Source organism: Clostridium sp. JS66, from assembly GCF_033561535.1.
GTDB lineage: Bacteria > Bacillota > Clostridia > Clostridiales > Clostridiaceae > Clostridium_AM > Clostridium_AM carboxidivorans.
The window spans coordinates 1,297,529-1,320,614 of record NZ_CP131467.1; the positions used below are offsets into that span (position 1 = coordinate 1,297,529).

Genomic DNA, 23,086 nt, shown 5'->3' on the forward strand with positions numbered 1-23,086 from the left:
AAATGTCCAGATAGAAGGTGAAAATATGCTTGATATGTATGTGAATTGTGATGGAAAAAGATTAAGGTGTGGATATACTACAGGCTCCTGCGCAGCAGCAGCAGCAAAAGCAGCAACTAGAATGTTGTATTTTAATGAAGAATTGAAGGAAATAAAAATAGATACACCCTATGGTATAGAACTTTTAATTCCTATAGAAAAAATAGAAAAAGGTGAAGATTACATAGAATGTTGTGTAATAAAGGATGGCGGAGATGATCCTGATGTTACAGATGGTATGGAAATATGGGCAAGAGCAGAAAAGAAGGAAAATGGTTATAGCTTAAAGGGTGGAATCGGAGTAGGTACTGTTTGCAGTGAAGGCTTATATGTAGCAAAGGGTGAGCCAGCTATAAATCCAGTACCAAGAAAAATGATTGAAAAAGAAGTAAAAGAAGTGCTTTTAAATGGCAAAGGGGTGGAAATAACTATATTTGTTCCTAAAGGAGAAGAAGTAGCTAAAAAAACCTTTAATCCAAGACTTAATATCCAGGGTGGAATATCTATATTAGGAACCACAGGCATAGTAAGGCCAATGTCAGAGGAGGCTCTTACTAAGTCCATAGAAATTGAGATTAACCAAAAAAGTATGAAAGGGTATAAAGATCTAATACTTTTATTTGGAAATATGGGTGAAAATATGGCCAAAGAACAGGGGCTTGATCCTAATAAGATGGTTATATTTTCAAACTACTTAGGACATGCACTGAATTTTTGTGTAGAAAAAGGTATTGAAAAAGTAGTTATAGTTGGACATATAGGCAAGTTATGCAAGGTTGCATCAGGGTGCTTTAATACTCACAGTAGAATATGTGATGTAAGATTAGAAACTTTAGCATTAGAGCTCGCTTTAATGGGGAAAGATAGGGAACTTGTACAACAAGTTTATAATCAAAAAACTACAGAAGGTGCTGTGAATTTTCTTGGAGATGGATATGAACAGCTGTATAAAAACATTGGTATAAAAGTTAAAAATAAAATGGAGCAGTACACTTATAATAGTATACAGGCAGATATTATCATGTATTCTATGGATAGAGGAGTACTTTATAGTAGTATAGAAGAAGGTATTTAAAGTGAAAAGTATTATATTGATTAAAAATATTGAAGACAAATATGTAATACAACTTGTGGATATTTTAAATAATGATAGTGTACTGTTATATGCTTTAGGCTCAAAGAAAAATAAAATATCAGAAGGAGCTTTTACTGGTTATAATAAAAAATGGTGTGAAAGTAGAAATGCTGAAATATTTGCTATTGTTTTAGATGGTATTGCAATAGGAACAATATCATTAAGTCATCAAGATCTAGATAAACATACAGCGCAGATCGGTTATTGGATTGGCAGTAAATATTGGGGGAATGGATACACAAGTGAAGCATTTTTTCAAGTGCTAAATATTGCTAGAAAAAAAGGAATCAAATGCGTATCGGCTACAATTAAAAAGGATAATTTACCTTCTAAAAAAGTTTGGGAGAAATGTGGAGCAAACATTAGGTTAATAGACGATAGATACAATGTTTATATAACCTTATAAAGGTGGTTTTGAGAAATGGAGAGTAAAGTTTATATTGTTGGTATAGGTCCTGGAAATAAAGACTATGTATTACCCAAAGCTGTAGATACTTTAAAAAATTCTGATTTAATAGTTGGATTTGAAAGAGCTGTGGAAAGTATTTACTTTATCAAGGAAGAAAAGCTTATAGTAAAAAAGCTTACAGATATATTAAAAGTGATAAATTCTGAAGAGAATAAAAATATATCCATAGTTGCATCAGGAGATCCTCTTTTCTATGGTATAACAGATTATTTAAAGAAAAATTATAAAGGGAACATAGAAATAATTCCGGGATTAAGTTCTTTTCAATATATGATGAGCAAGATAGGAAAGAGCTGGCAGGGAGCTTTTTTAGGAAGTCTTCATGGAAGAGAAGATAATTTCCATGATATAGTGAGAGATAATGCTGTGTCTATATGGCTCACGGACAGCAAGCATTCACCAGCTTATATATGCAAAGAATTGAAAATAAAAAATATAAAAGCTAGAGTATATGTTGGAGAAAATTTATCCTACGAAGATGAAAAAATCACTATAGCTGATATAGAAGAAATGGAGTATATGAGTTTTAGTAATTTATGTGTAGTAGTAGTAGAAAACTTGGAGTACTATATGGAGGAAAATGAAAAATGATTTATATAAGGGATGAGGAATTTATAAGAGGGGACTGCCCTATGACTAAGGAAGAAGTTAGAATTTTGAGTACTGCTAAGCTGGAGCTTGAAGAAGATTATAGAGTTTTGGATATAGGCGCAGGAACAGGTTCTGTAAGTATACAAATTGCTAAAATTTGTTCGAAAGGTGAAGTAACAGCCATAGAGAAGGATGAGGAAGCTCTTAAGGTAATAAAATTAAATAAAGAAAAATTCAAAACCGGTAATTTGAATATAGTAGAAGGAGAAGCAATGGGAGTAGAAAAAGATATACAAGCTCCTTTTGATGCTATATTTATAGGTGGCAGCGGTGGAAGTATAGAAAAAATCATTGAAAGTTATGATTTAAAGCTTAAAAAGGGAAAAAATATGGTATTGAATTTTATTACCATAGATAACTTATATAAAGCTATGAATACTTTAAAGTCTTTAGATTATAATGTTGAGTGTATGCAAATTTCTGTAAATAAAAATAGGGGAAAGAGTTATATGATGTTTTCAAATAACAGCATATTCATTTTAACAGGAACAAAAACAAAATAGATTAGTTTTTAGTAAAAATAAAAAATAGGAGTGTAACAAACATGGAAAGTAAAGCTACAAAACTAGGAACTCTATACGGTGTAGGAGTAGGACCAGGAGGAGAAGAACTTTTAACATTAAAAGCTGTAAATGTTATTAAAAAATGTGATGTTATAATAGCTCCATCTGCTAAGGAAGGTGGAAACAGCATTGCTTTAGAAACTGCAAAAAACTTCATTACTGAAGATAAAGAGGTAATGGTAAAACATTTTCCTATGGGAGGAGCAGAGCAGGAAGAAAAAATACACAAAGCTTTCAAAACAATTGAAGAAAAATTAAAAGAAGGAAAGAATATTGCTTTTTTAACAATAGGAGATCCTTTTGTATATAGTACGTACATATATCTTTTAAAGTATATAAAAGATCATGGATATAATACAGAAACAGTACCTGGAATAACTTCATTTTGTGCTGGAGCAAGTATTGCAGGGGAGCCTATAGTTATAGGTGATGAAAGAGTTTTAATACTTCCAGCAAGTCAAGTAGACAAAATTACTGATGAAAAATTTGTAGTAATAATGAAGGTTTATAGGGTTGAAGAAAAAGTATTAGATGTTTTAGATAAAAAAGGTTTCAAATATGTTTTTGTAAAGAGAGCATATAGGGAAGGTCAAGAAGTATTCAGAGATAGAGAAGAAATATTAAAAAATAAGGATTATATGTCACTTATAATAGCTCAAAGAGACTAAAGAAAAGGGGAGACTGATTATGGAAAATGTAGTATATTTTATAGGAGCAGGACCAGGAGATCCAGATTTAATAACTGTTAAAGGAAGAAATATATTAATGGAGGCTGATGTAATAATATATGCAGGTTCATTAGTAAGCAAGGAGCACTTTAAAAATTGTAAGGAAGGTGTAGAAATACACAATTCAGCATCAATGACATTAAATGAAGTTATAGATGTAATAGAGAAAGCTTATAAAGAAAACAAAAAAATAGTTAGACTTCATACTGGAGATCCAGCTATATATGGAGCAATAAAAGAGCAAATGGATGAGCTTGAAAAATTTAATATACCTTATGAAGTAGTTCCAGGAGTAAGTTCATTTACAGCAGCTGCATCTGCCATAAAAAAAGAGTTTACTCTTCCAAATGTAAGTCAAACTGTTATATTAACTAGAGTAGAAGGAAGAACTCCAGTACCAGAAAAAGAAAGTTTAGAAAGACTAGCATCTATAGGTGCTTCTATGGCACTATTCCTTTCTGTAAGTATGATAGATAAAGTAGTAGAAAAGCTTAAAAAAGGATATGGAAGAAATGTGCCTATAGCTGTAATTCAAAGAGCTACTTGGGAAGATCAAAAATGTGTTATAGGAACTTTAGATGATATAGCTGAAAAGGTTAAAAAAGAGAATATAACAAAAACAGCTCAAATACTTGTAGGTGACTTTATAGATTGTGAATACAATAAGAGCCTTTTATATGATGAAGGTTTCTCACATATGTTCAGAAAGGGAAAAGATGAAGATAGCAGTAATTAGTGTAACTGAACAAGGAGATATTATTGCAGAAAAACTTAAGGAAAGTTTAGATATAGACCTATATTCCAGAGAAAGTGTAAAGAAAAGTGGTATAAAGGTTTTAACTGAAAAGATTATTAAAGAGTATAAGGCAGTAATATTTATAAGTTCTACAGGAATAGCAGTAAGGGCCATAGCAAATTATCTGGAGAGTAAGGATAAAGATCCAGCAATATTAGTTATAGACAGCAGCTCTAAGTTTGTTATAAGCTTACTCAGCGGACATCTAGGAGGAGCTAATGAATTAACTTTAAAGGTGGCAAATATACTTAAAAGCATTCCTGTTATAACAACTGCTACTGATAATATGGGAGTTACTGCACCAGATATAATTGCAAAAAATTATGGACTTGTAATAGACAATCTTAAGGATGCTAAAAAAATTGCAGCTTTATTGGTAGATAAAAAACAAGTGGCTTTTCTGGATAAGAAAAATATCATAACCTTGCCAAAAGGATATACTAGCAATATAAAAGAAGCTGAAGGGATTGTCTATGTTACCCATAATTTAAAAGAAAACTCCGATATATATAAAGAAAGTATGTTAAGGCTTATAAGAAAAGATATTATACTTGGAATAGGATGTAGAAAGGATTTTGATCCAGAAAGAATGAGAGATTCCGTAGATGATATTTTGGCAGAATACAATTTAGATAAAAGAGCAGTAAAGGCTGTTGCTACAGTGGAAATTAAAAAAGATGAAAAGGCCATATTAAAATTAAAAGAATATTTGCAATGTGAACTTAAAATATTTTCTTTAGAAGAAATAAGAAAAATACATCACAAATATGTAGGCAGTGATTTTGTAGAAAAAACTATAGGGGTTAGGGCTGTATGTGAACCATGTGTTGAATTAATGGGCGCAGAACTAATTACAGAAAAAATAAAAGCTAATGGTATGACTATTTGTATTGGTCAGATTTGAACTTAGTGGAAGGATGTGTGTTCATATGGGAAAACTTTATGTTGTAGGAATTGGACCAGGTGGATTGGATTATATGACTGTTAAATCAGTAAAAGCACTAGAAGAGAGCGATATTATAGTAGGGTATACTAAATACATAGAATTTATAAAACCTATTATAAAGGATAAGGTTGTATTTTCTACAGGGATGCGCGGTGAAGTAGAAAGATGTAAAAAGGCACTTGAATTGTCAAAGGATAAGGTTGTTTCAATAGTAAGTACAGGAGATGCTGGAATTTATGGAATGGCAGGACTTATATTAGAGATGAAAAAGGATGAAGATGTAGAAATAGTACCTGGAGTTACAGCATCTTCAGCAGCAGCTTCAGTGGTAGGAGCACCACTTATGCATGATAACTGCAATATAAGCTTAAGTGATCTTATGACACCTTATGAGCTTATAAAAAAGAGAGTTGAATTAGCAGCACAAGGAGATTTTATTATTTCATTATATAATCCTAAGAGTAATGGAAGACCTCTTTATTTAAAGGAGTGTATGGAATTGATAAAAAAATACAGATCAGGAAATACGCCAGTTGCTGTAGTTAAAAATGCTTTAAGAGATGGTGAAGAAAAAACATTATTTACAATAGATTCTTTTGATGATACTAATGTAGATATGTTTTCAATCGTAATAATAGGCAATACTAAAAGTTATATAAAGGATAATGAATTTGTAACTCCTAGAGGATACAGTGTTTAATTAATAATTAAGAATGGAGAATTTGACATGGGAAAAAAGGGTATATTGGTAGCAAGTTTTGGAACAAGTATTCCACAAGCTTTTGAACTTTGTATTGAAAGTACAGAAAACAAGATAAAAGAGTGTTTTCCAGAATATGAAGTAAGAAGAGCATTTACTTCTTATATGATAATTAAAAAATTAAAAGAAGAAAAAAGACTTTTCATAGATACTGTGGAGGAAGCCTTAGAAAAAATGAATGCTGATGGTTTTGATGAAGTTTATGTTCAGCCATTACACATTATGCCTGGGGATGAATATGATAAGATAGCAAATGGAGTAAATAAATATAAAGATACCTTTTCTAAACTGGTTTTAGGAAGACCCATTTTATATAGAGAAAGTGATTATAAGATAGCAGTAAATGCACTAAAAAATCAGCTTCCTGATATGAATAGTTATCAAGGAGTAATGCTTATGGGACATGGTTCTGTTCATCCAGCTAATTCTAGTTATGCATTACTTCAGTGTATACTAGAGGATGACGGATTAGATAGTGTATATGTAGGAACAGTAGAAGGATATCCTACTTTAGAAAATTTGATTCCAAAGATGAAACAGGATAATATACAAGAGGTTACATTAATGCCTTTTATGTTGGTAGCAGGAGACCATGCTATTAATGATATGGCAGGAGAAGAAGATTCCTGGAAAACCCAATTAGAGGAAGAAGGATTTAAGGTTAATGTGTATCTACATGGATTAGGTGAAAATAAAGCTTTTCAAGATATATATGTGGAGCATATTAAAGATTCTATAAAGGGTAATCCATTATTAAGTAAATAGGGTATTTCTTATATACTTTAAAGATTGGAGATTTTTAATATGATAGGTTTAATTCTTGGAACTTCAGAGGGGAAAAGCATACTATCTCTTTTAAATAAATTTACTGAAGATATTTTAATATCTACTGCTACTGAATATGGTGGAGAACTATTGCAAAACTATAAGTATGCATATTTAAATACAAAACCTTTAAATTTAGAAGGATTAAAGGAATTATTTAAAGAAAAGGGTATAAGAATGCTTATAGATGCTTCACACCCTTATGCAGTAGAAATTACTGATAATGCTATTAAAGCTTGCAGTGAGTTAAATATAGAATATGTAAGATATGAAAGAGCATCCTGTGTAGATAAATTTAAAGACCATGAAAAAGTTATAGAAGTAGAAAATTATGAAGGGCTTTATGATAAGTTAAAGTATATAAAAGGAACTGTACTTAATACCAGTGGAAGCAGAAATTTAGATAAGATATTATCTTTAGGTGTAGAAAATAGAATAATTCATAGAGTATTGCCTTCTATAAAAGTTATGAATGAATGTTTAAGTAAAGGTGTAAAAATTGATGATATAATAGCTATAAAAGGACCTATAAGCTATAATTTAAATTGTGCCTTTATAAAAGAATATGAAGCAAAAGCTATGATATTAAAAGATAGCGGTATTCAAGGCGGCACAGAAGAAAAAATAAAAGCATGTGTAGATAATGATATATATGCTTTTATAATAGAGAGAAATACAAGAAATTATAAAACTATTTTTTATGATGAGGAAAATTTAGTACAATATATTATAGAAAAACTTAAATTAACAAAAACTAAAATGTAAAGGGTGTATTTTATGGAGTTTACAACAAAATACCCAGGGAGTTTTGGAGAAGTGCTTCAAGGTAGGGTACATAATAGGGATGTTTTGCTGTCTTGTCCAGTTAATGTTTATACTAATGTTAAAGTATTAGAAAGTACAAGCCCTAGTAATAAATTTAAATGGCAAAAAGCAGCTAAATTTTTGGATAACATTTTAACTAAGTGGGATTATAAGAATTATGTAGATAATTTAGATATAGAAATATGCTCTCATATACCTTATGGCAAGGGTATGGCAAGTAGTACTGCAGATTTATGTGGAGTATATTCCTGTTTATTAAAAATGTTTAAAAAAGAATTTAACGAACAGGAGCTTATAGACCAATGTATAAAAATAGAACCTACAGATAGTATCATTTTTAATGAAGCCACTCTTTTTGACTATAAGAAAGGTCTTTATAAAGAGAAGATAGGTCCATATTTTAAATATAATGTGCTTGCTTTTGAAGGGGAAAACATAGTAGATACAGTTGAGTTTAATAGTAAAAAGTTACCTGATTTAAGTAACGCAGATGATTTATTTGAAATTTTAAAAGAAGCTGTACAGGAAAAAAGCTTAGAAAAGCTGTCCTATGTATCTACAGAAAGTATTATTAGAAATCAAAAAAGACTTTATTATGATTGGATAAAAGATGTTATAAGCATAAAGAATGAAACATGTGGTCTTGGAATAATTGGAGCTCACAGCGGAAATGTATTGGGTATAATATACGAAGATGATGACAAGTTTGATTATGCTGTAAGGTTTGCTAAAAAACTAAATGGCTATAAAATATATCCAGTGCAAACCTTAGATAAGATATTTTAGAAAATTATTTTTATTATATAAAGGAAGAAGGTATTTATCATGGATAAAGGATACATTCAAATGTATACAGGCAATGGAAAAGGAAAAACTACTGCAGCTTTGGGATTATCACTTAGAGCAGTTTGTGCTGGTAAGAAGGTTTTCTTTGGCCAATTTACTAAAGGAATGAAATACAGTGAATTAAATGCTGTAAAGTATTTGCCTACTTTTAAATTAGAACAATTTGGGGGAAACCATTTTATATTCAATAAACCAACTAAAGCAGATATAGCAGAAGCTAGAAAAGGCTTAGAAAGAGCAAAGGAAGTCTTAACTTCAGGAGAGTATGATGTAGTAGTTTTAGATGAAATAAATATTGCTATATTCTATGAGCTTTTCCCTGTAGAAGAAGTTATAGAAATGTTGGATAGTAGAAAAGAAAATGTAGAAGTAATACTTACAGGTAGATATGCAAATGAAAAACTTATTGAAAAAGCAGATTTAGTAACAGAAATGAAAGAAATAAAGCATTACTATAATCAAGGAGTTCAAGCAAGAGTAGGTATTGAGAGTTAGGGTATAAATATACTGATTAAACAAAACTAGAAATTAGAATTTAGAGTATAGAGATTGCACCTATACTCTATTTATTTTTTGAAAAATAAGTTGTTTTCTATCATTGAAAAACTTTTTATAGGATAGATAGCAGCAAATAAAAGCAGCAATTGTAGTGGCGGAGGATAACATAAATGTAACCATTATTTGAAATTTTATGGCCTGAATAGGAGAGGTTCCTGCTAGTATTAAACCAGTCATCATTCCAGGAAGGGATACAATTCCTAAAGTTTTCATTGAATCTATAGTTGGAAGAATACCTGTTTTTATAGAATTTCTTATAATTTCCTTAGAGGAAAGAAAAATATCTGCACCAAGTGCAAGCTTTGTTTCTACTTCCTGTCTTTTAACCTGGAAATCTGAAATCATTTGTTTATAACATAGTCCGATAGCAACCATGGCATTGCTTATAACCATTCCACCTACAGGTATTATTTGAAAAGGCTCATATTTAATTGCTTTGGCGAAAATTAAAACTATAAGAGTTAAAGTCGTACCGCATGCTATAGAAATAAAGGAAATTAATAATGAACCTTTTATGGATTTTCCACGTTTTGATGTATTAACAGCTGCATTAAAAATCATAAACATAATTAAAAAAGTTGTGAATAGAGGACTTTTAAGTCCAAAAACAAAATCTAGTATGTATCCAATAATTACAAGTTGAATTACAGCACGAACAACTCCAATTATAATTTCTTTCTCTAATTTTAATTTTTGGTAGTAAGAAAAAAACAGTGATATTAAAACTAAAGAAGATGCCATAAGAAGAGAAGATAAATTCATTGAATTTGCTGAGTTCATTTCAATACCTCCAAATTCTTTAGTAAACCACTTTCAATAGTTATTAGTTTATTAGCATATTTTCTGCTTTGAGTTTCATTGTGAGTTACCCATAGTATAGTTATACCACGTTCGTTCATTAGTTTTATTACATTTTCCACAATTAATGTATTATCTTTATCAAGAGCAGAAGTGACCTCATCTAAAAGCAATATATCAGGTTCAAACAACAGATTTCTAATAAGAGCAATTCTTTGTTTCTCACCACCAGATAAATTGTTTACTTCCTTTTTTATAAAGCTAATATCCATATTGAAAATATTAAAAAGTTCCTTAACTCTGCTTATATCAAAAGTTTTATTACGCAATACGTAAGGAAATTTAAGATTATCTTCTGCAGTATGATCAAAAAGATAAGGTATTTGAAAGCAATAAGATACTTTTTTTCTTAAATTTACAGCATCATATTCTTTGAAGTTCTTGTTTTTAAAAAGTATGTCTCCTTCGTCGGGACTTATGAGAGTGGAACATAGTTTTAAAAAAGTACTTTTACCACTTCCAGAAGGACCAACAATTGATACAAAGTCTCCTTCATTTATACTTAAAGATATGTTTTTCAAAATATATTTGTTATCATCTTTAAAGGATACATTTGAAAATTTTAATATACACATAACGTAGAAATCTCCTAAAATGCTTTTTCAAAAAGTTAAGCATAATTTAAGTTAGTTTTTGTTAATCTCCTGATAATTATTATTACAAGCATTAAAGCTACAGAAGTAAGAGCTATAGTGCCTCCAGGAGCACTATCTATATAATATGACAATATTAAACCTATAATAACATCTATGAATCCGAATATTATAGAAAATATGAGAGTTGTTTTAAAGCCTTTATGAAGCTGAAGTGCTGCGGCAACAGGCATTGCTATCATTGATGATATTACAAGTATTCCCATTATTCTTATAGAAACGGAAACAGTAGCACCAACTAATAATGCAAAAACGTAGTTTAAAAGCTTAACTTTTACACCCATAATCTTTGCACCATCTTCATCAAAGGTTATATAAAGCAATTGATTGAAGAATACACATAATATTATAACAGATATTATACTAAGAATAAAAACAGTATAAAGTTCAGTGCTGCTTACAGTTAAGATGCTTCCAAACAAGTAAGAATTTACATTTGCATTAGTTTTACCCATGCTTATTAAAGTAATGGCTATACCTATTCCAAGAGTCATAACAATTACAAGTATAACCTCAGCATATTTTTTATAATAATCTCTCAAAAACTCTATAACAACACCAAAAAATGATGTGAAAATAAAAGCTGACAATATTGGGTTATACCCAAATACTAATCCAACAGCCACTCCTGCTAGTGAGGCGTGAGACAAAGCATCACCCATCATGGAATATCTTTTTAAAACTAAAAAAACACCTATTGTTGGACATAGTATAGAAATAAATACAGATGCTATTAAGGCATTTTGCATGAAATTATAATGTAGCATTTGAAACCTCCAAGTCGTGATACTTAAATTGGTTTATTGGATATAATCTAGCAAAACCATTTTCCATTTTACAAATGTGTGTAGAGTTATCTAGTGCAGCTTTAAGATTATGTTCTACTGATATAACTGTAATATGAGAACGAAGGTTTAAGCCTTTTATAATTCTATAAATTTCATTTTGACTTGCTATATCAACGCCTGTAGAAGGTTCATCCAGTATTAATAATTCTGGATTTCCAAGTAGAGCTCTAGCAATAAATACTTTTTGCTGCTGTCCTCCAGATAAATCTCCTATTAATTTATTTTTAAAGTTTTCCATTCCTACAGATTCAAGAACTTCATTTATAACCTTAGAATCTTTAATCTTCAATAATTTCATGTGGCATTTAAGTATTTCATAAACTGTAATAGGGAATTGTGTATTAAGACCTTCAACCTTTTGAGGAACATATCCAATATTATTTGTTTTTAATGATATAGTTCCCTTTATTGGAGCTAGAAGATTAAGTATAAGTTTTACTAAAGTACTTTTTGCACTACCATTTTCACCTAAAATAGAAACATAATTTCCTTTCTTTATATTTAAGTTTATATTATTAAGGATATAAGGCTCGCTGCCGGTATAAGAAAAAGTTAAATTTTTGATTTCTATCATTAAAATCCTCCAATTTATTAATTATATTTTTTATTTAACCCAAAGAAAGTTTGCATTCATTTATAGTTATAATTATTAATAAAATATAAATAGTTATAACTATAAATAAATGCAATTATCAAAAAGTAAGTAGTTAAATATATTTTTATGGGTATTACTTACTATAATATTATATACCTATATGCAAACTATTTGCAACAAGTAAATACATAAATTTAGTATACAATGAAATTTTATGCTAAAAAACAAACATTATTCATAACTTCAAAATATAATTATACTAAATTTATTTTTATAACAGGTTTACAAATTTAAAACAAAGTAGTATTATATATGATAATGAAAATCAATATCAATTGATAAAAGTTTTGAAATTAGAAATTGAAATTCGTTATATTTTTTTAAAATAATTATGATATGACTTTTGATTGATATGGACTTTATTTTGAAAAGAGGTAGAAATTAGTGAATTTCGGTATGCCTCAAAATGTATAAATTGAAAATTAGTTTCGTAATATGATGTTACAAAAGCAATTAAAAATATAATTTAGAAAGGAGATTTTTTATGAGTGTTTTAGTTATAGGTGGAGACAATATTTGTAATATCAAAGAAAAATTGAAGGAAACAGGTTTTGACAAAATACATCATATAACAGGAAGAAAGAAAAGTGATAGAAAAATTAGAATTCCAGAAAAAACAGATTTGGTGTTGGTATTAGTAGATTATGTAGGTCACAGTTTAACAGGTATTGCAAAAGAAGAGTCGAAGAAATCTGATGTGAAAATCGTGTTTTCAAAAAGGTCTTGGGTTCATATGGAAAGTATTATACAAGATTGTGCTAAGGAGATATCAAATGCTAAGAGAAGATGTAATTGAATTTAATGAAATGGAAATTTACCACGATATAATAGAAAGCTTGGTAACAGCTCTTGAAGCAAAGGATTTTTATACAAGAGGACATTCGGAAAGAGTAGCATTTATGGCATATGAATTATCAAAAAAGCTTGGTATAGGAGGAACTGAATTAGAAAATATTCATATGGCAGCTCATCTTCATGATATAGGGAAAATAGGAATACCTGACAATATATTAAATAAAACTGGAAAACTCTCAGAAGATGAATGGCAGCGTATAAAAATGCATCCTAAAATAGGTTTTGATATTTTAAATAAATCAAATAAATTAAAGCATATTGCTAAAATTGTACTTCATCATCATGAAAAATGGAATGGAAGTGGTTATCCAAATGGACTAACTAAATTAGATATACCATTAGGAGCTAGAATAATTGCAGTATGCGATTCTATTGACGCAATGACATCAATAAGACCTTATAGAAAAGCTATGGATTTTGAAAAGTGTATGGAAGAAATAGTGGTTAATAAAAATATCATGTATGATCCAATCATTGTTGATTTTATGGAAAGTAATATGAAGTTTATGAAAAGTATATCTAATTTGAAATCTGTATAATTACAAGAATTACTAATGATTAAAGCTACAAGTTTAAATTGAAGTGAAAACGTTAATAAGAAATGTATATAAAAAATAAGCCATTTTTTCAGAAAAATTTTTGAAAATCATGAATGTGAAAATATAAGTTACCAATATTATAAGTAAATCTTCTGATAATGTAGCTGATAAGGAGAGAAGTACGCTAAAAAGAGTCGGACAAATTTTAATAGAAAAATGTAATTAATTGCTTGACTTAACCAGTAATGTATAATATAATATACAAGTAAGTTAAATATGGCCTCTTGGTCAAGCGGTGAAGACGCCACCCTCTCAAGGTGGAATCAGGGGTTCGATTCCCCTAGTGGCTACCATAAAATAAGAATGCTTTAACGGCAACGTTTAAGGTATTCTTATTTTTTTATTTTGAATTATATTTTTAAAAATTTTGCACCATTTTTATACCATAGTTTTTATATCACCTTCAAAATCTTGAAAAGCAAATCTTCTGAAACAGTATTAGAGAGTTCTAGTACATTATTTCCGATATGAACTACCATATTTGCCTTAAAAAAAGATATAGTTAAATACAATGAATTTTAAAATATTATTATATAATGAATATAAACATTAATAATAGAAAGGAAGTTATTATTTTGAAAAGTTTAGTTAAAAATATATCTAATAAGATGAAATCTTCGGAAACAAATAGTAGTGAAAATAAAATAACATTTCAAGATGCATGGGTAGCTTGGGAAAATAAAGAAAAGTTTCCTGTAGCTTTTTTTGGAGACAGTACTTATGATGGATATAATACTACTGGATGGATTGGTAATTCTATAGGTACAGATCATGAGCCACCTAATGTTTTTACTACTTATCTTCAGAATTTAATAAGAGAGTATACAAATTCTAAAACTGCACGTATATATAATGCTGGATTTAGTGGACAAATAGCACAGTGGGGATATAAAAACATAGATGCCATATTTAGTGGCGTATATTCAGATGTAAAGATGATTGGCATAGGATTTGGCATTAATGACAGACTTGGAAAAGTTTCTACAAAGGCCTATGAAGAAAAGTTTAAAGAGGATATAGAAAATATAATTAAATGGTGTTACTCAAAACGCATACAACCATTTTTGTTAACTACTCAAGCCACTGTAGAGCCGGGGACTATAGATTGCAATTTGTATCCATATCGTACTAGTGAAAGTATAAACTCTGTTGCTAATAAAGTAAAAAAAGAACTTGCTAGAAAATATAATATAGATTTAATAGATTTAAATTATTATACAGAAAAGTTTTTGGCTAGTAATAAGTTGTATAAATTAAAAGACATAATACCTGATAATCTTCATTTTATTGACTTAGGGCATAAATTTGAAAGTGAAATAATATTTGCTTATTTTTGTCCAAGAGTTGTTATGATAAATAATGACAAACCATTAATATTAGATTTTAGTTCTCAGAATATTAAAAGTGGTATACCAAGTGATAAAATATCTTATGAAAATAATTTATTAAATTTATGGTATAACAATTACAATTTTAAAAGCTATGCTTATTATGATAAAGAAAATAAAGATGATATATTAGTGCAAGATTTTATAATATTTAATATGGAAAATGATATGAATATATACACAGTACAAATTAGTCCTGGTGAAAATCATGAAATGAATTTATGTTTAACTGATATAGAAAAACCTTATGCAATGATAAATGGTAAAAAATTAGTTTTACAAGATACATTCAAACAGTATTACTTTGAAAAAGGTTTTATGTATAGATTAATTAAAACAAGTATTTTAAAGTTTGGGCTTAACAGATTGCAGTTATGCACAGGAAATAATAATAAAGTTTCAGCAGTAGGGTTTTATGTTAAGAAAGAAATACCAAGCAATAGTTCCCCAATATCTTTTATTCAAAAGTTAGATGGGAGTAAGAGTAAAAATAGTATAATGCCATATACTTATAAAAATTATTTTAACAACAATGTTTTATTTAAATTAAAATTAGATACCAATATAGAAGACTGTAAAGATTTAATAATTCCTATTTTTGATACTGCAGACAATGGAATATTTTTAAATTTAAAGGATAGTATTTTTGAACTATGCACATACAAAAGGAGAAGTACGGAAATTGATAACATTGAAAATTATGTAAAAGTAGCATCAGTAGATGTAGGTATTAGTTCAAAGAGTATTGCAGAAACAGGCATTTATATAGAAATTAGTGAAATAAATATTAAAGTTTTTATAGATATAAAGGATGAACCTATAATAAAATATGATACTAATGGAAAAATATTAGGATCAGGAACATTTGCAAATTTTATTAAGATACCAGATGCAGAAAGTAATGATTGTGCAATTGTTTATACTAGTATATTGTATAATTTATAAGAGTCAATTATTAAAAAGTATATTTTAAATACAATATATTATTTTAATAAGTTGTGATATGGAAAATGAAATATTTAAAATTGAAATTAATCAAGGAATATGGATAGCATTATTTGAGGTGTTGCTTTTTTAGTATGAATTTAAAATCTTTTTGCTTAAAAAATATAATATAAAGTTTTGAAGTTAAAAGAGCATTATCCAATGCAAAATATTTCATATTTCTGTCAAATATATACCAATGTAATCACTTGTTAAATATGAAAGATTCATTCGTAGAACATTAAAAAAGTATATAATAACAATTGATAAGAATTATACAAAATTGTAACAAATACTATATATAATAATTATATAAGCAGATGAAACTTAGTGGAAAATATAATGAGCTTTATTTTATTATATTAATAGATTTTGTTTTAAGTAGGAATTAGCTAAGGATAATACTGAAGATTATTTGAATTTAAAAGAGGTGAAACAGATGAAAGTTGGAGATATAGTACAAATACAGGATGAAAATGAATGGAAAGGGTTATATGGAGTAGTGGAGTATGTAACAGTAGGAATATCACATATATTTTGTGTAAAGAATCCATGTTATTTATATGTAGCTACAAAAAATAATAATATAAAAGTTATAGAAGAAAGCAAAAAAGATGAATACAAAAAAAACGTTAGTATGAAAAATTAGATATAAAGTATAATTACAGTTTAATATGGTTAATGTTATAGAGCACTCTGTAGGTAGAGTGCTCTTTTGTATAAAAATATAAAAAATAAAATAGCAAATGATTGAAAATTTAGAAAATATGGAATATAATAAAAATAGAAAGATTATCATAAAATGGGGAGATTATATAGGGAGGTGTAGCCATGAAAAATATGGAAAAGTGTGAATGTTTGCTTACTGAAATTGACAATATGAGAAAGTATATGTATGTTATTATTGAAAGAGGAGTAAGCCTAACCGATGATGAAATGGTTGAAATAAGTCAAAGGCTCGATTCTTTATTAAATGACTACAATAAACTTATACATAATGAAAATGTACAAGTTGCTTAAACTATATATAGGGAATTTGAAGTATTCTAAAAAATAAAATATTATTTATATTAGATAAGCATTTGTAGAAATACTGATGCTTATTTATTTTAAAAATATAACTAAATGCAAATTTGAAGGAGGAATTAATTTGGAAATTGAAAGGAAGTTTTTAGTAAATGAGGATGAGCTTCTAACAGAAATAAATTTAAACAATTATAATAAATATAGCATAGAACAAGCTTATATATCCACAGAGGATAGAGAAGTAAGAATACGAAAAATTGAAAATAGCTACAGTAAAAGTAAATGCTTTATGACAATAAAATCGAAAGATGATTTAGTAAGAAAGGAAGTAGAGTTTGAAATACCTTATAACAAATATCAAGATTTAATATCCTTAAAAATGTATAAGGGAAATATTATAAACAAGCTTAGATACAAGGTTCCACTAGAAAATGGTTTAATAGCAGAGATAGATATTTATAGACAACAATTGTTTGGGTTAGTTATGGTAGAGGTTGAATTTAAAACAGAGGAAGAAGCTCAATTATTTCAAAAGCCAAACTGGTTTGGTGAAGAGGTAACCAATAACAACAAGTATAAAAATCGAAAATTAGCTACAGATATCCATAGAGTCTAACATGTTAATATGAGGAAATATTTTAATTTATATATATAAGTTGTATAATATATATTGAATTTATAATAAATTACATAGGAGGGAAAAATATGTTATCGCCAGTTGTTGAAAATACAATATTTGACTCTTTAAATGCTTCATTACAATACATAGATATACTTTTTGATCATCATATAACTATTTATATTACTGATACAGAAAGAATTTTAAAAATACTTTGCAGTGACAAATTAAGTTTAAGTAGTAAAGAAGGAGATCCAACACCTAAAGCAGGTGCTCCAGGAAAGGCGTTAAAGTCTGGAAAACCAGTAGTAGAAATTCTTCCTAAAGAATTATATGGAGTACCTTTTAGATCATATTCGGTTCCAATTAAAGATAACAATAATAATGTGATTGGTCTTTTATTAGCAGCAGAAAGTCTTGAAAATATGGATAATGTACTAAGTCTTTCTCAGAATGTATCAAGTTCTCTTAAAAAAATGTCTTTGGCAAGCAACGATATTTGCGGAGAAATCCAAAAAATAGTTAATTCAAATTCTAATACTTATGATGCACTGAATAAGGCTAATAATAATGTTGAAGATACTAATGAAATTTTGAAATTTATACAAGGTATTTCCAGTCAGACTAATCTTTTGGGATTAAATGCAGCTATTGAGGCTTCAAGAGCAGGAGATAGTGGAAAAGGCTTTAGTGTAGTTGCACAAGAAATAAGAAAATTGTCTAAATCAAGTAGTGAATCAGTTAAAAAAATTGATTCTGTTTTAAAAGAAATTACTCACTCAATGGAACTTGTTACTAATAGTATAAATAAATCAAATTCAAATTTTGAAGCAGCAAGTAGTGCAATAGAGGAAATAACTTCATCTATTCAAGAATTATCTTCAACTGCTGAAATATTGAAAGAACTAGCTAAAAAAATTTAAAAATGCGGACTATAGAATGCAATGGGTTAAATTTAATGAAGGTTGATTTTTGTATAAAAAGTATAAGGCTTATATTTTGAATGATGTGGCATTTTTGAAAAGATTGTAGTATAAACCTTATACCATCTGTATTGCGAGTAAAAACATCTAATCCTTTAGCTATTATATTCTTAATAGCTTCATATTCACTGTTAAAGCGTTTAATAATAAAGGGCTTCTTTCCACAAGTATTAAATACTACACATATCTCCATATCTTCAATCTCCATGTTTACATTAATAATTATTTTGGAAATCTAAATTAAAAAGTTAACAATAATATAATTATGCACAAATTGATTGAAAATTAAATAGTATATATCAGATATGTATCAGCAAATGACAAAAACTATTCTAGTAAATTATTAATGCTCTGAATTTGATAATTAACAAACCAACTATAGGAGCAGGGTGGGCTTCTAATCCTACAGCTACAAAGTTTATAAAGTGGTATATAGGTATAACGCCCAAAAATGAATTATGGGATATTGATACAGTTGAAAAAGTTAAGATATGGCAAGTCAAAGCTGGTATATGGAGTATTTATGGAGCAGATGGAGTCATTAGAGAAAAAGACTGGAATAAAATTTTAAAATAGCATATTTAAGAGTATAAAAACATGCTGCTGCATCATAGTAAATGATATTTTCATGCAGCAGCAGAAACCTTTGTTAATATAATATCTTTCATATAGTTTACAGAAAAAATGTGATATAATAACCATTAGTTAAATAAAAATGGCACAACATGCTCAATAAACCAGGGGGGAATATCAATGGTAAATATGTTATTTAGTTTATATAACTTCAATGAAAAATGGGCAAAAAATATGGTATCAAAGTATATAAACTCTAATAATAGAGTTCTAATAATTCCATTTTCTTTTGATAAATATATAAAAAGCGATATGGAGTGGCAGAGTGAATTTAATAAGTATAAAGGAAGGCATTATAAAGTTATAGAGAAAACGTTCTCGAGTTATGGAGTTAGTGAAAAAAATATAGGATGCATAAACTATTTTAAAGATACTAGGGAAAGTGCAAAAGATAAAATAAGAAGTAGTGATATAATATTTTTCACTGGAGGCTTACCTGATAAAATGATGTACAGGCTAAAGGAGTTTGATTTAATAAATGAAATTGAAAACTTTAAAGGTATAATTATTGGAAGTAGTGCTGGTGCAATGATTCAGATAAAAGATTATCATATTACTCCAGATGAAGACTATGATAAATTTTCATATAATAAAGGGTTGAATTTTATTAACAACTTTGATATTCAAGTACATTATGAGGGGACAGAAACACAGGAAAAATACATAAACAAGGTACTAAGCGAAAAATCAGATACAGTGTATGCAATTAAAAATACTGGAGGAATAATTATTGATAATAATGTAACTACATTATTAGGAGATACATATACATTCAGTAGATAGTTTAGAATTTTTTTGTTTGATATAAAATAAGGCTTTAATATCCTATGAATAAAGCACTTGGTTAATTCCAGGTGTTTTATTCATAGGATGTTAAAAAAATATATACTAACATATAACAAATATTAAACAAGATCGTAACAATTACTGTATATAATAATAATTGTCCTAAGGAAATAAACCTTAGAGGAAAATTTAAAAATATAATAAGGCTCCCCCCTTATTATAGATATATTTTGTTTTAGGTAAGCACTAGTGAAAACACTGGTGTTTATTTAAATTAATGTAATAAAATTGTATTTTAATAAATTTTAATACATTTATAAAATGTAGTGAATATAATATTAGTAATGGGAGAAGGGAGGAGTAATTTTGAAGAGAACCTATATCTTGGACACAAATGTTATTCTATATTCACCAGGAGCTATTTTTACTTTTGGGGATAATGATGTAATTATACCTGAAATAGTATTAGAAGAATTGGATAGTTTTAAAAAACAAAAGAATGATTTAGGTGCTAATGCTAGACATGCAGCTAGAATTATAGATAGGCTTAGGAGGCAGGGAAAGCTTAATGAAGGAGTTAATATACCAGGAGGAGGAAAATTGAGGGTAGAAATGAATCATTATGATACAGAAATACCTCCATGCTGGGATAAAAATAAGGCAGATAATCGAATAATACAGATTTGTAAAGCTCTTAAGGAACAAGGAGAAGATGTATGCCTTATTACAAAAGATACTTTTGAGAGGATTAAAGCAGATATTGTTGGTATAGATGTGGAAGATTTTTATGAAAAGGTAGTACCGGAAAATGAAGATCAATATACAGGAAGAATTGATGTTTACGCTTCAAGTGAAAAAATATCAGAATTTTATCACAATAAATTTATAGAAATAAAGGATGTTTTGTGTTATGAAGAAACACAAGGAAAATATATTGTACCTAATTTTTATACTAATCAATTTGTTATAATTCACTGCAGTGAAAATCCTAGGCAAACAGCATTAGGAAGATTTAATGGTGACAAAGTAGTAAATTTGAATTGCAAGGAAAATACTTTTTTAGGTATTAGTCCAAGAAATGTAGGACAGAAATTTATGATGGAAGCATTGTTCACAGATGCAGATAAAGCTCCTTTAGTGATAGTAAAGGGGCCAGCAGGCACAGCTAAAACTTTATTTTCTTTAGCGGTTGGACTTCATAAGATTATGGAGTGTGATACTGATCAATATAGAAGAATTCTTGTATGTAGACCAAATGTTACTATGGATGAAGATATAGGATTTTTACCTGGGACAGAAGAGGATAAAATAGCACCTTTTATGAGGCCAATATTTGACAATTTGGAAATATTAGTAGATTCAAATGAAAAGCAGAGATATAAAAACGAAAAGGAATTAGCAGATAAAATCAAGGAACTTTTTGATAGAAGAATTATAACTACAGAGGCTGTAGCTTATTTAAGAGGAAGATCTATAGTTAAAAACTGGGTAATTGTAGATGAAGCACAAAATTTAACACCAAAGCAGGTTAAAGCAATTATAACAAGAGTAGGTGAAGGAACAAAACTTATATTAATAGGAGACCCAGATCAAATAGATCAACCATTCCTTGATTCAAGATCAAATGGACTTTGCTATGCTTCAGAAAAAATGAAAGGTAGTAATTTATGTTATCAAGTAACAATGAATTACAATGAATGTGAAAGATCACCACTATCATATGAGGCTTCAAAAAGATTATAATAATTTAAGAGGCGGAGTTAATCCGCTTTTTTTATAAGAAATTTTATTCACTTAAAACGTATTCAAATAGGAACATATGTCAATAATTTTATATATAAATATAGTTTGAAAATTGGGCATGAATGTATAAAGAATGAAGTAGAACAATTTTTAGAAAATCCTTAACATATTCAAAATTTAATTTTTATTAACATCTTTTATGATCTATTTATAATTATTTCTATTTAAAAAATATATCATTTATTGTACAATATTGAGAGATGTAATTTTAGAAAGGAAAGGTTTTTGTATATGGACAAAAGAAAAACAAATGGTAAAAGGGGTAAATCCATTTGGAAGTTGGTTGTAGGTTTTATAATATTTGAAGTATTATTTACTGGAATAACTGCTCCTCTTTTAATATTTTATGGGCCATTTCAAAATGTAAAAAAGACTGTAGTTGAATCTGCAATGACAACACTTAGTCATCAATATATTGCTAAGTTTTTTTTATCTGATGATGAAATTAATAAAATTTTAGGAGAAAATACTATAGACAATATTCAGCAAGATAATGTTTCTCAATTAAAGTTTGAAAATAATCATGATAGCAGCATAGAAAGAGAAGAAATTAGTGATGGAAGAAAGTTTAACGGATATATGCTTATTATTCACGATCCTACAAGAGTAAAAGTAGGGTATAGCAAAAAGTTGGGTGTAGCTGGTGAGTTAACTAGCCAAATAGCAAAGGATAATAATGCTGTAGCAGCAATTAATGGTGGTGGATTTACAGATAGTTCCTCAGGTGATAGTAAGTGGACAGGGACTGGTGGAAAACCTGTTGGAATACTTATGAGTGATGGAAAAGAAGTGTATAATGACGTATCAGATGAAGATAAGGCAATGGAAGTAATGGCAATGACTAGTAAAGGAGAGCTTTTGGTAGGCTCACACAGTTTATCAGAAATGAAGTCTCTGGGTGTTACGGATGCTATCTCTTTTGGTCCTGCATTGGTTGTAAACGGTAAGGGAACTATAAAGTCTGGTGATGGTGGTTGGGGAGTAGCTCCAAGAACTGCCATAGGACAGAGAAAAGATGGATCTATATTATTTTTAGTTATAGACGGAAGACAAGCAAAAAGCGTAGGTGCAACGTTAAAAGATGTTCAGAATATAATGCTTGAATACGGTGCATTAAATGCTACAAACTTGGATGGAGGTTCTTCGTCAACTATGTACCATGAAGGTGAAGTAATAAACAATCCATGTGACCCTTTAGGAGAAAGATCTGTACCTTCTGCTGTTTATGTTAAACCTTAAAGTACACTAGATAAGT

Annotated in this window: 28 protein-coding genes and 1 tRNA gene; 25 read left to right on the forward strand and 4 right to left on the reverse strand. The window is 28.7% G+C overall.

Features of this window, described 5'->3' with window-relative positions:
- Positions 1-25 precede the first annotated feature (25 nt).
- From cbiD to cobO, 12 genes are read left to right on the forward strand one after another with little or no spacing between them, the layout of a single operon-like run.
- The gene (gene cbiD, locus Q6H37_RS06180) at positions 26-1,114 is read left to right on the forward strand and encodes a cobalt-precorrin-5B (C(1))-methyltransferase CbiD (protein ID WP_318740069.1); all 1,089 of its coding nucleotides are present in this window, start codon (positions 26-28) and stop codon (positions 1,112-1,114) included.
- Position 1,115: 1 nt separating this feature from the next.
- Positions 1,116-1,580, forward strand: a complete 465-nt coding sequence (locus Q6H37_RS06185; RefSeq protein WP_318740071.1) for a GNAT family N-acetyltransferase — start codon at positions 1,116-1,118, stop codon at positions 1,578-1,580.
- Between the two features lie 15 nt (positions 1,581-1,595).
- Positions 1,596-2,234 carry a precorrin-6y C5,15-methyltransferase (decarboxylating) subunit CbiE gene (gene cbiE / locus Q6H37_RS06190; protein ID WP_318740073.1) on the forward strand — a complete coding sequence of 213 codons (639 nt, stop codon included), beginning with the start codon at positions 1,596-1,598 and terminating at the stop codon, positions 2,232-2,234.
- A complete protein-coding gene (gene cbiT, locus Q6H37_RS06195; RefSeq protein WP_318740075.1) occupies positions 2,231-2,797 on the forward strand; it encodes a precorrin-6Y C5,15-methyltransferase (decarboxylating) subunit CbiT in 567 nt (188 codons plus the stop codon). The genes cbiE and cbiT overlap by 4 nt, the downstream gene beginning before the upstream one ends.
- Positions 2,798-2,838: 41 nt before the next feature.
- A complete protein-coding gene (locus Q6H37_RS06200; protein ID WP_318740077.1) occupies positions 2,839-3,525 on the forward strand; it encodes a cobalt-factor II C(20)-methyltransferase in 687 nt (228 codons plus the stop codon).
- A 19-nt stretch (positions 3,526-3,544) separates the two neighbouring features.
- The gene (cobM, locus tag Q6H37_RS06205; RefSeq protein WP_318740079.1) at positions 3,545-4,321 is read left to right on the forward strand and encodes a precorrin-4 C(11)-methyltransferase; all 777 of its coding nucleotides are present in this window, start codon (positions 3,545-3,547) and stop codon (positions 4,319-4,321) included.
- The gene (gene cbiG / locus Q6H37_RS06210) at positions 4,302-5,285 is read left to right on the forward strand and encodes a cobalt-precorrin 5A hydrolase (protein WP_318742931.1); all 984 of its coding nucleotides are present in this window, start codon (positions 4,302-4,304) and stop codon (positions 5,283-5,285) included. The genes cobM and cbiG overlap by 20 nt, the downstream gene beginning before the upstream one ends.
- A 25-nt stretch (positions 5,286-5,310) precedes the next feature.
- Positions 5,311-6,027 carry a precorrin-3B C(17)-methyltransferase gene (cobJ, locus tag Q6H37_RS06215; RefSeq protein WP_318740081.1) on the forward strand — a complete coding sequence of 239 codons (717 nt, stop codon included), beginning with the start codon at positions 5,311-5,313 and terminating at the stop codon, positions 6,025-6,027.
- A gap of 27 nt (positions 6,028-6,054) precedes the next feature.
- Positions 6,055-6,852, forward strand: a complete 798-nt coding sequence (locus Q6H37_RS06220; protein ID WP_318740083.1) for a sirohydrochlorin cobaltochelatase — start codon at positions 6,055-6,057, stop codon at positions 6,850-6,852.
- Between the two features lie 39 nt (positions 6,853-6,891).
- Entirely contained in the window at positions 6,892-7,677 is a 786-nt protein-coding gene (locus tag Q6H37_RS06225) for a cobalt-precorrin-6A reductase (RefSeq protein WP_318740085.1), read from the forward strand.
- 12 nt (positions 7,678-7,689) lie between these two features.
- The gene (locus Q6H37_RS06230; RefSeq protein WP_318740087.1) at positions 7,690-8,523 is read left to right on the forward strand and encodes a kinase; all 834 of its coding nucleotides are present in this window, start codon (positions 7,690-7,692) and stop codon (positions 8,521-8,523) included.
- A gap of 39 nt (positions 8,524-8,562) precedes the next feature.
- On the forward strand, positions 8,563-9,078 hold the full coding sequence (gene cobO, locus Q6H37_RS06235; RefSeq protein ID WP_007062173.1) for a cob(I)yrinic acid a,c-diamide adenosyltransferase: 516 nt from the start codon (positions 8,563-8,565) through the stop codon (positions 9,076-9,078).
- 60 nt (positions 9,079-9,138) lie between these two features.
- Here cobO and Q6H37_RS06240 read toward each other — a convergent pair whose 3' ends face one another.
- The 4 genes from Q6H37_RS06240 to Q6H37_RS06255 are packed head-to-tail and all read right to left on the reverse strand — an operon-like array spanning position 9,139 to position 12,074.
- Positions 9,139-9,921: an ABC transporter permease gene (locus Q6H37_RS06240; protein WP_318740090.1), complete on the reverse strand. Its 783-nt coding sequence runs from the start codon at positions 9,919-9,921 to the stop codon at positions 9,139-9,141.
- Complete coding sequence (locus Q6H37_RS06245; RefSeq protein ID WP_318740091.1) at positions 9,918-10,574, reverse strand: ATP-binding cassette domain-containing protein; 657 nt, start codon at positions 10,572-10,574, stop codon at positions 9,918-9,920. Before Q6H37_RS06245 ends, Q6H37_RS06240 begins: the two co-directional genes overlap by 4 nt.
- Before the next feature lie 35 nt (positions 10,575-10,609).
- Complete coding sequence (locus Q6H37_RS06250) at positions 10,610-11,419, reverse strand: metal ABC transporter permease (protein ID WP_318740093.1); 810 nt, start codon at positions 11,417-11,419, stop codon at positions 10,610-10,612.
- Entirely contained in the window at positions 11,406-12,074 is a 669-nt protein-coding gene (locus tag Q6H37_RS06255) for a metal ABC transporter ATP-binding protein (protein WP_318740095.1), read from the reverse strand. Before Q6H37_RS06255 ends, Q6H37_RS06250 begins: the two co-directional genes overlap by 14 nt.
- Before the next feature lie 565 nt (positions 12,075-12,639).
- Here Q6H37_RS06255 and Q6H37_RS06260 point away from each other — a divergent pair.
- The 13 genes from Q6H37_RS06260 (at position 12,640) to Q6H37_RS06315 (ending at position 23,070) form a co-directional block, all read left to right on the forward strand.
- Positions 12,640-12,951, forward strand: a complete 312-nt coding sequence (locus tag Q6H37_RS06260; protein WP_318740096.1) for a DUF2325 domain-containing protein — start codon at positions 12,640-12,642, stop codon at positions 12,949-12,951.
- Entirely contained in the window at positions 12,929-13,549 is a 621-nt protein-coding gene (locus Q6H37_RS06265) for an HD-GYP domain-containing protein (RefSeq protein WP_318740099.1), read from the forward strand. Before Q6H37_RS06260 ends, Q6H37_RS06265 begins: the two co-directional genes overlap by 23 nt.
- Before the next feature lie 278 nt (positions 13,550-13,827).
- Positions 13,828-13,902, forward strand: a tRNA-Glu gene (locus tag Q6H37_RS06270).
- Positions 13,903-14,184: 282 nt separating this feature from the next.
- On the forward strand, positions 14,185-15,942 hold the full coding sequence (locus tag Q6H37_RS06275; protein ID WP_318740101.1) for an SGNH/GDSL hydrolase family protein: 1,758 nt from the start codon (positions 14,185-14,187) through the stop codon (positions 15,940-15,942).
- A gap of 58 nt (positions 15,943-16,000) precedes the next feature.
- Complete coding sequence (locus tag Q6H37_RS29515; RefSeq protein ID WP_412523929.1) at positions 16,001-16,075, forward strand: BhlA/UviB family holin-like peptide; 75 nt, start codon at positions 16,001-16,003, stop codon at positions 16,073-16,075.
- A gap of 345 nt (positions 16,076-16,420) precedes the next feature.
- Positions 16,421-16,630 carry a hypothetical protein gene (locus Q6H37_RS06280; RefSeq protein ID WP_318740102.1) on the forward strand — a complete coding sequence of 70 codons (210 nt, stop codon included), beginning with the start codon at positions 16,421-16,423 and terminating at the stop codon, positions 16,628-16,630.
- 182 nt (positions 16,631-16,812) lie between these two features.
- A complete protein-coding gene (locus Q6H37_RS06285; protein ID WP_318740104.1) occupies positions 16,813-17,001 on the forward strand; it encodes an aspartyl-phosphate phosphatase Spo0E family protein in 189 nt (62 codons plus the stop codon).
- Between the two features lie 130 nt (positions 17,002-17,131).
- Positions 17,132-17,623, forward strand: a complete 492-nt coding sequence (locus Q6H37_RS06290) for a CYTH domain-containing protein (RefSeq protein WP_318740106.1) — start codon at positions 17,132-17,134, stop codon at positions 17,621-17,623.
- Between the two features lie 89 nt (positions 17,624-17,712).
- The gene (locus Q6H37_RS06295) at positions 17,713-18,549 is read left to right on the forward strand and encodes a methyl-accepting chemotaxis protein (RefSeq protein ID WP_318740107.1); all 837 of its coding nucleotides are present in this window, start codon (positions 17,713-17,715) and stop codon (positions 18,547-18,549) included.
- A 417-nt stretch (positions 18,550-18,966) separates the two neighbouring features.
- On the forward strand, positions 18,967-19,185 hold the full coding sequence (locus tag Q6H37_RS06300; RefSeq protein WP_318740109.1) for a hypothetical protein: 219 nt from the start codon (positions 18,967-18,969) through the stop codon (positions 19,183-19,185).
- Positions 19,186-19,362: 177 nt separating this feature from the next.
- Positions 19,363-20,025, forward strand: a complete 663-nt coding sequence (locus tag Q6H37_RS06305; RefSeq protein ID WP_318740111.1) for a Type 1 glutamine amidotransferase-like domain-containing protein — start codon at positions 19,363-19,365, stop codon at positions 20,023-20,025.
- Between the two features lie 369 nt (positions 20,026-20,394).
- Positions 20,395-21,771 (forward strand): PhoH family protein, encoded by a 1,377-nt coding sequence (locus Q6H37_RS06310; protein ID WP_318740113.1) that lies wholly within the window; start codon positions 20,395-20,397, stop codon positions 21,769-21,771.
- A 291-nt stretch (positions 21,772-22,062) separates the two neighbouring features.
- On the forward strand, positions 22,063-23,070 hold the full coding sequence (locus tag Q6H37_RS06315) for a phosphodiester glycosidase family protein (RefSeq protein ID WP_318740115.1): 1,008 nt from the start codon (positions 22,063-22,065) through the stop codon (positions 23,068-23,070).
- The last annotated feature ends 16 nt before the right edge of the window (positions 23,071-23,086 follow it).

Coding starts and splice junctions, on each gene's coding strand:
- cbiD (WP_318740069.1), top strand. CDS start 26: ATGCTTGATATGTATGTGAATTGTGATGGAAAAAGATTAAGGTGTGGA.
- cbiE (WP_318740073.1), top strand. CDS start 1,596: ATGGAGAGTAAAGTTTATATTGTTGGTATAGGTCCTGGAAATAAAGAC.
- cbiT (WP_318740075.1), top strand. CDS start 2,231: ATGATTTATATAAGGGATGAGGAATTTATAAGAGGGGACTGCCCTATG.
- Q6H37_RS06200 (WP_318740077.1), top strand. CDS start 2,839: ATGGAAAGTAAAGCTACAAAACTAGGAACTCTATACGGTGTAGGAGTA.
- cobM (WP_318740079.1), top strand. CDS start 3,545: ATGGAAAATGTAGTATATTTTATAGGAGCAGGACCAGGAGATCCAGAT.
- cbiG (WP_318742931.1), top strand. CDS start 4,302: ATGAAGATAGCAGTAATTAGTGTAACTGAACAAGGAGATATTATTGCA.
- cobJ (WP_318740081.1), top strand. CDS start 5,311: ATGGGAAAACTTTATGTTGTAGGAATTGGACCAGGTGGATTGGATTAT.
- Q6H37_RS06220 (WP_318740083.1), top strand. CDS start 6,055: ATGGGAAAAAAGGGTATATTGGTAGCAAGTTTTGGAACAAGTATTCCA.
- Q6H37_RS06225 (WP_318740085.1), top strand. CDS start 6,892: ATGATAGGTTTAATTCTTGGAACTTCAGAGGGGAAAAGCATACTATCT.
- Q6H37_RS06230 (WP_318740087.1), top strand. CDS start 7,690: ATGGAGTTTACAACAAAATACCCAGGGAGTTTTGGAGAAGTGCTTCAA.
- cobO (WP_007062173.1), top strand. CDS start 8,563: ATGGATAAAGGATACATTCAAATGTATACAGGCAATGGAAAAGGAAAA.
- Q6H37_RS06240 (WP_318740090.1), bottom strand. CDS start 9,921: ATGAACTCAGCAAATTCAATGAATTTATCTTCTCTTCTTATGGCATCT.
- Q6H37_RS06245 (WP_318740091.1), bottom strand. CDS start 10,574: ATGTGTATATTAAAATTTTCAAATGTATCCTTTAAAGATGATAACAAA.
- Q6H37_RS06250 (WP_318740093.1), bottom strand. CDS start 11,419: ATGCTACATTATAATTTCATGCAAAATGCCTTAATAGCATCTGTATTT.
- Q6H37_RS06255 (WP_318740095.1), bottom strand. CDS start 12,074: ATGATAGAAATCAAAAATTTAACTTTTTCTTATACCGGCAGCGAGCCT.
- Q6H37_RS06260 (WP_318740096.1), top strand. CDS start 12,640: ATGAGTGTTTTAGTTATAGGTGGAGACAATATTTGTAATATCAAAGAA.
- Q6H37_RS06265 (WP_318740099.1), top strand. CDS start 12,929: ATGCTAAGAGAAGATGTAATTGAATTTAATGAAATGGAAATTTACCAC.
- Q6H37_RS06280 (WP_318740102.1), top strand. CDS start 16,421: ATGAAAGTTGGAGATATAGTACAAATACAGGATGAAAATGAATGGAAA.
- Q6H37_RS06285 (WP_318740104.1), top strand. CDS start 16,813: ATGAAAAATATGGAAAAGTGTGAATGTTTGCTTACTGAAATTGACAAT.
- Q6H37_RS06295 (WP_318740107.1), top strand. CDS start 17,713: ATGTTATCGCCAGTTGTTGAAAATACAATATTTGACTCTTTAAATGCT.
- Q6H37_RS06305 (WP_318740111.1), top strand. CDS start 19,363: ATGGTAAATATGTTATTTAGTTTATATAACTTCAATGAAAAATGGGCA.
- Q6H37_RS06315 (WP_318740115.1), top strand. CDS start 22,063: ATGGACAAAAGAAAAACAAATGGTAAAAGGGGTAAATCCATTTGGAAG.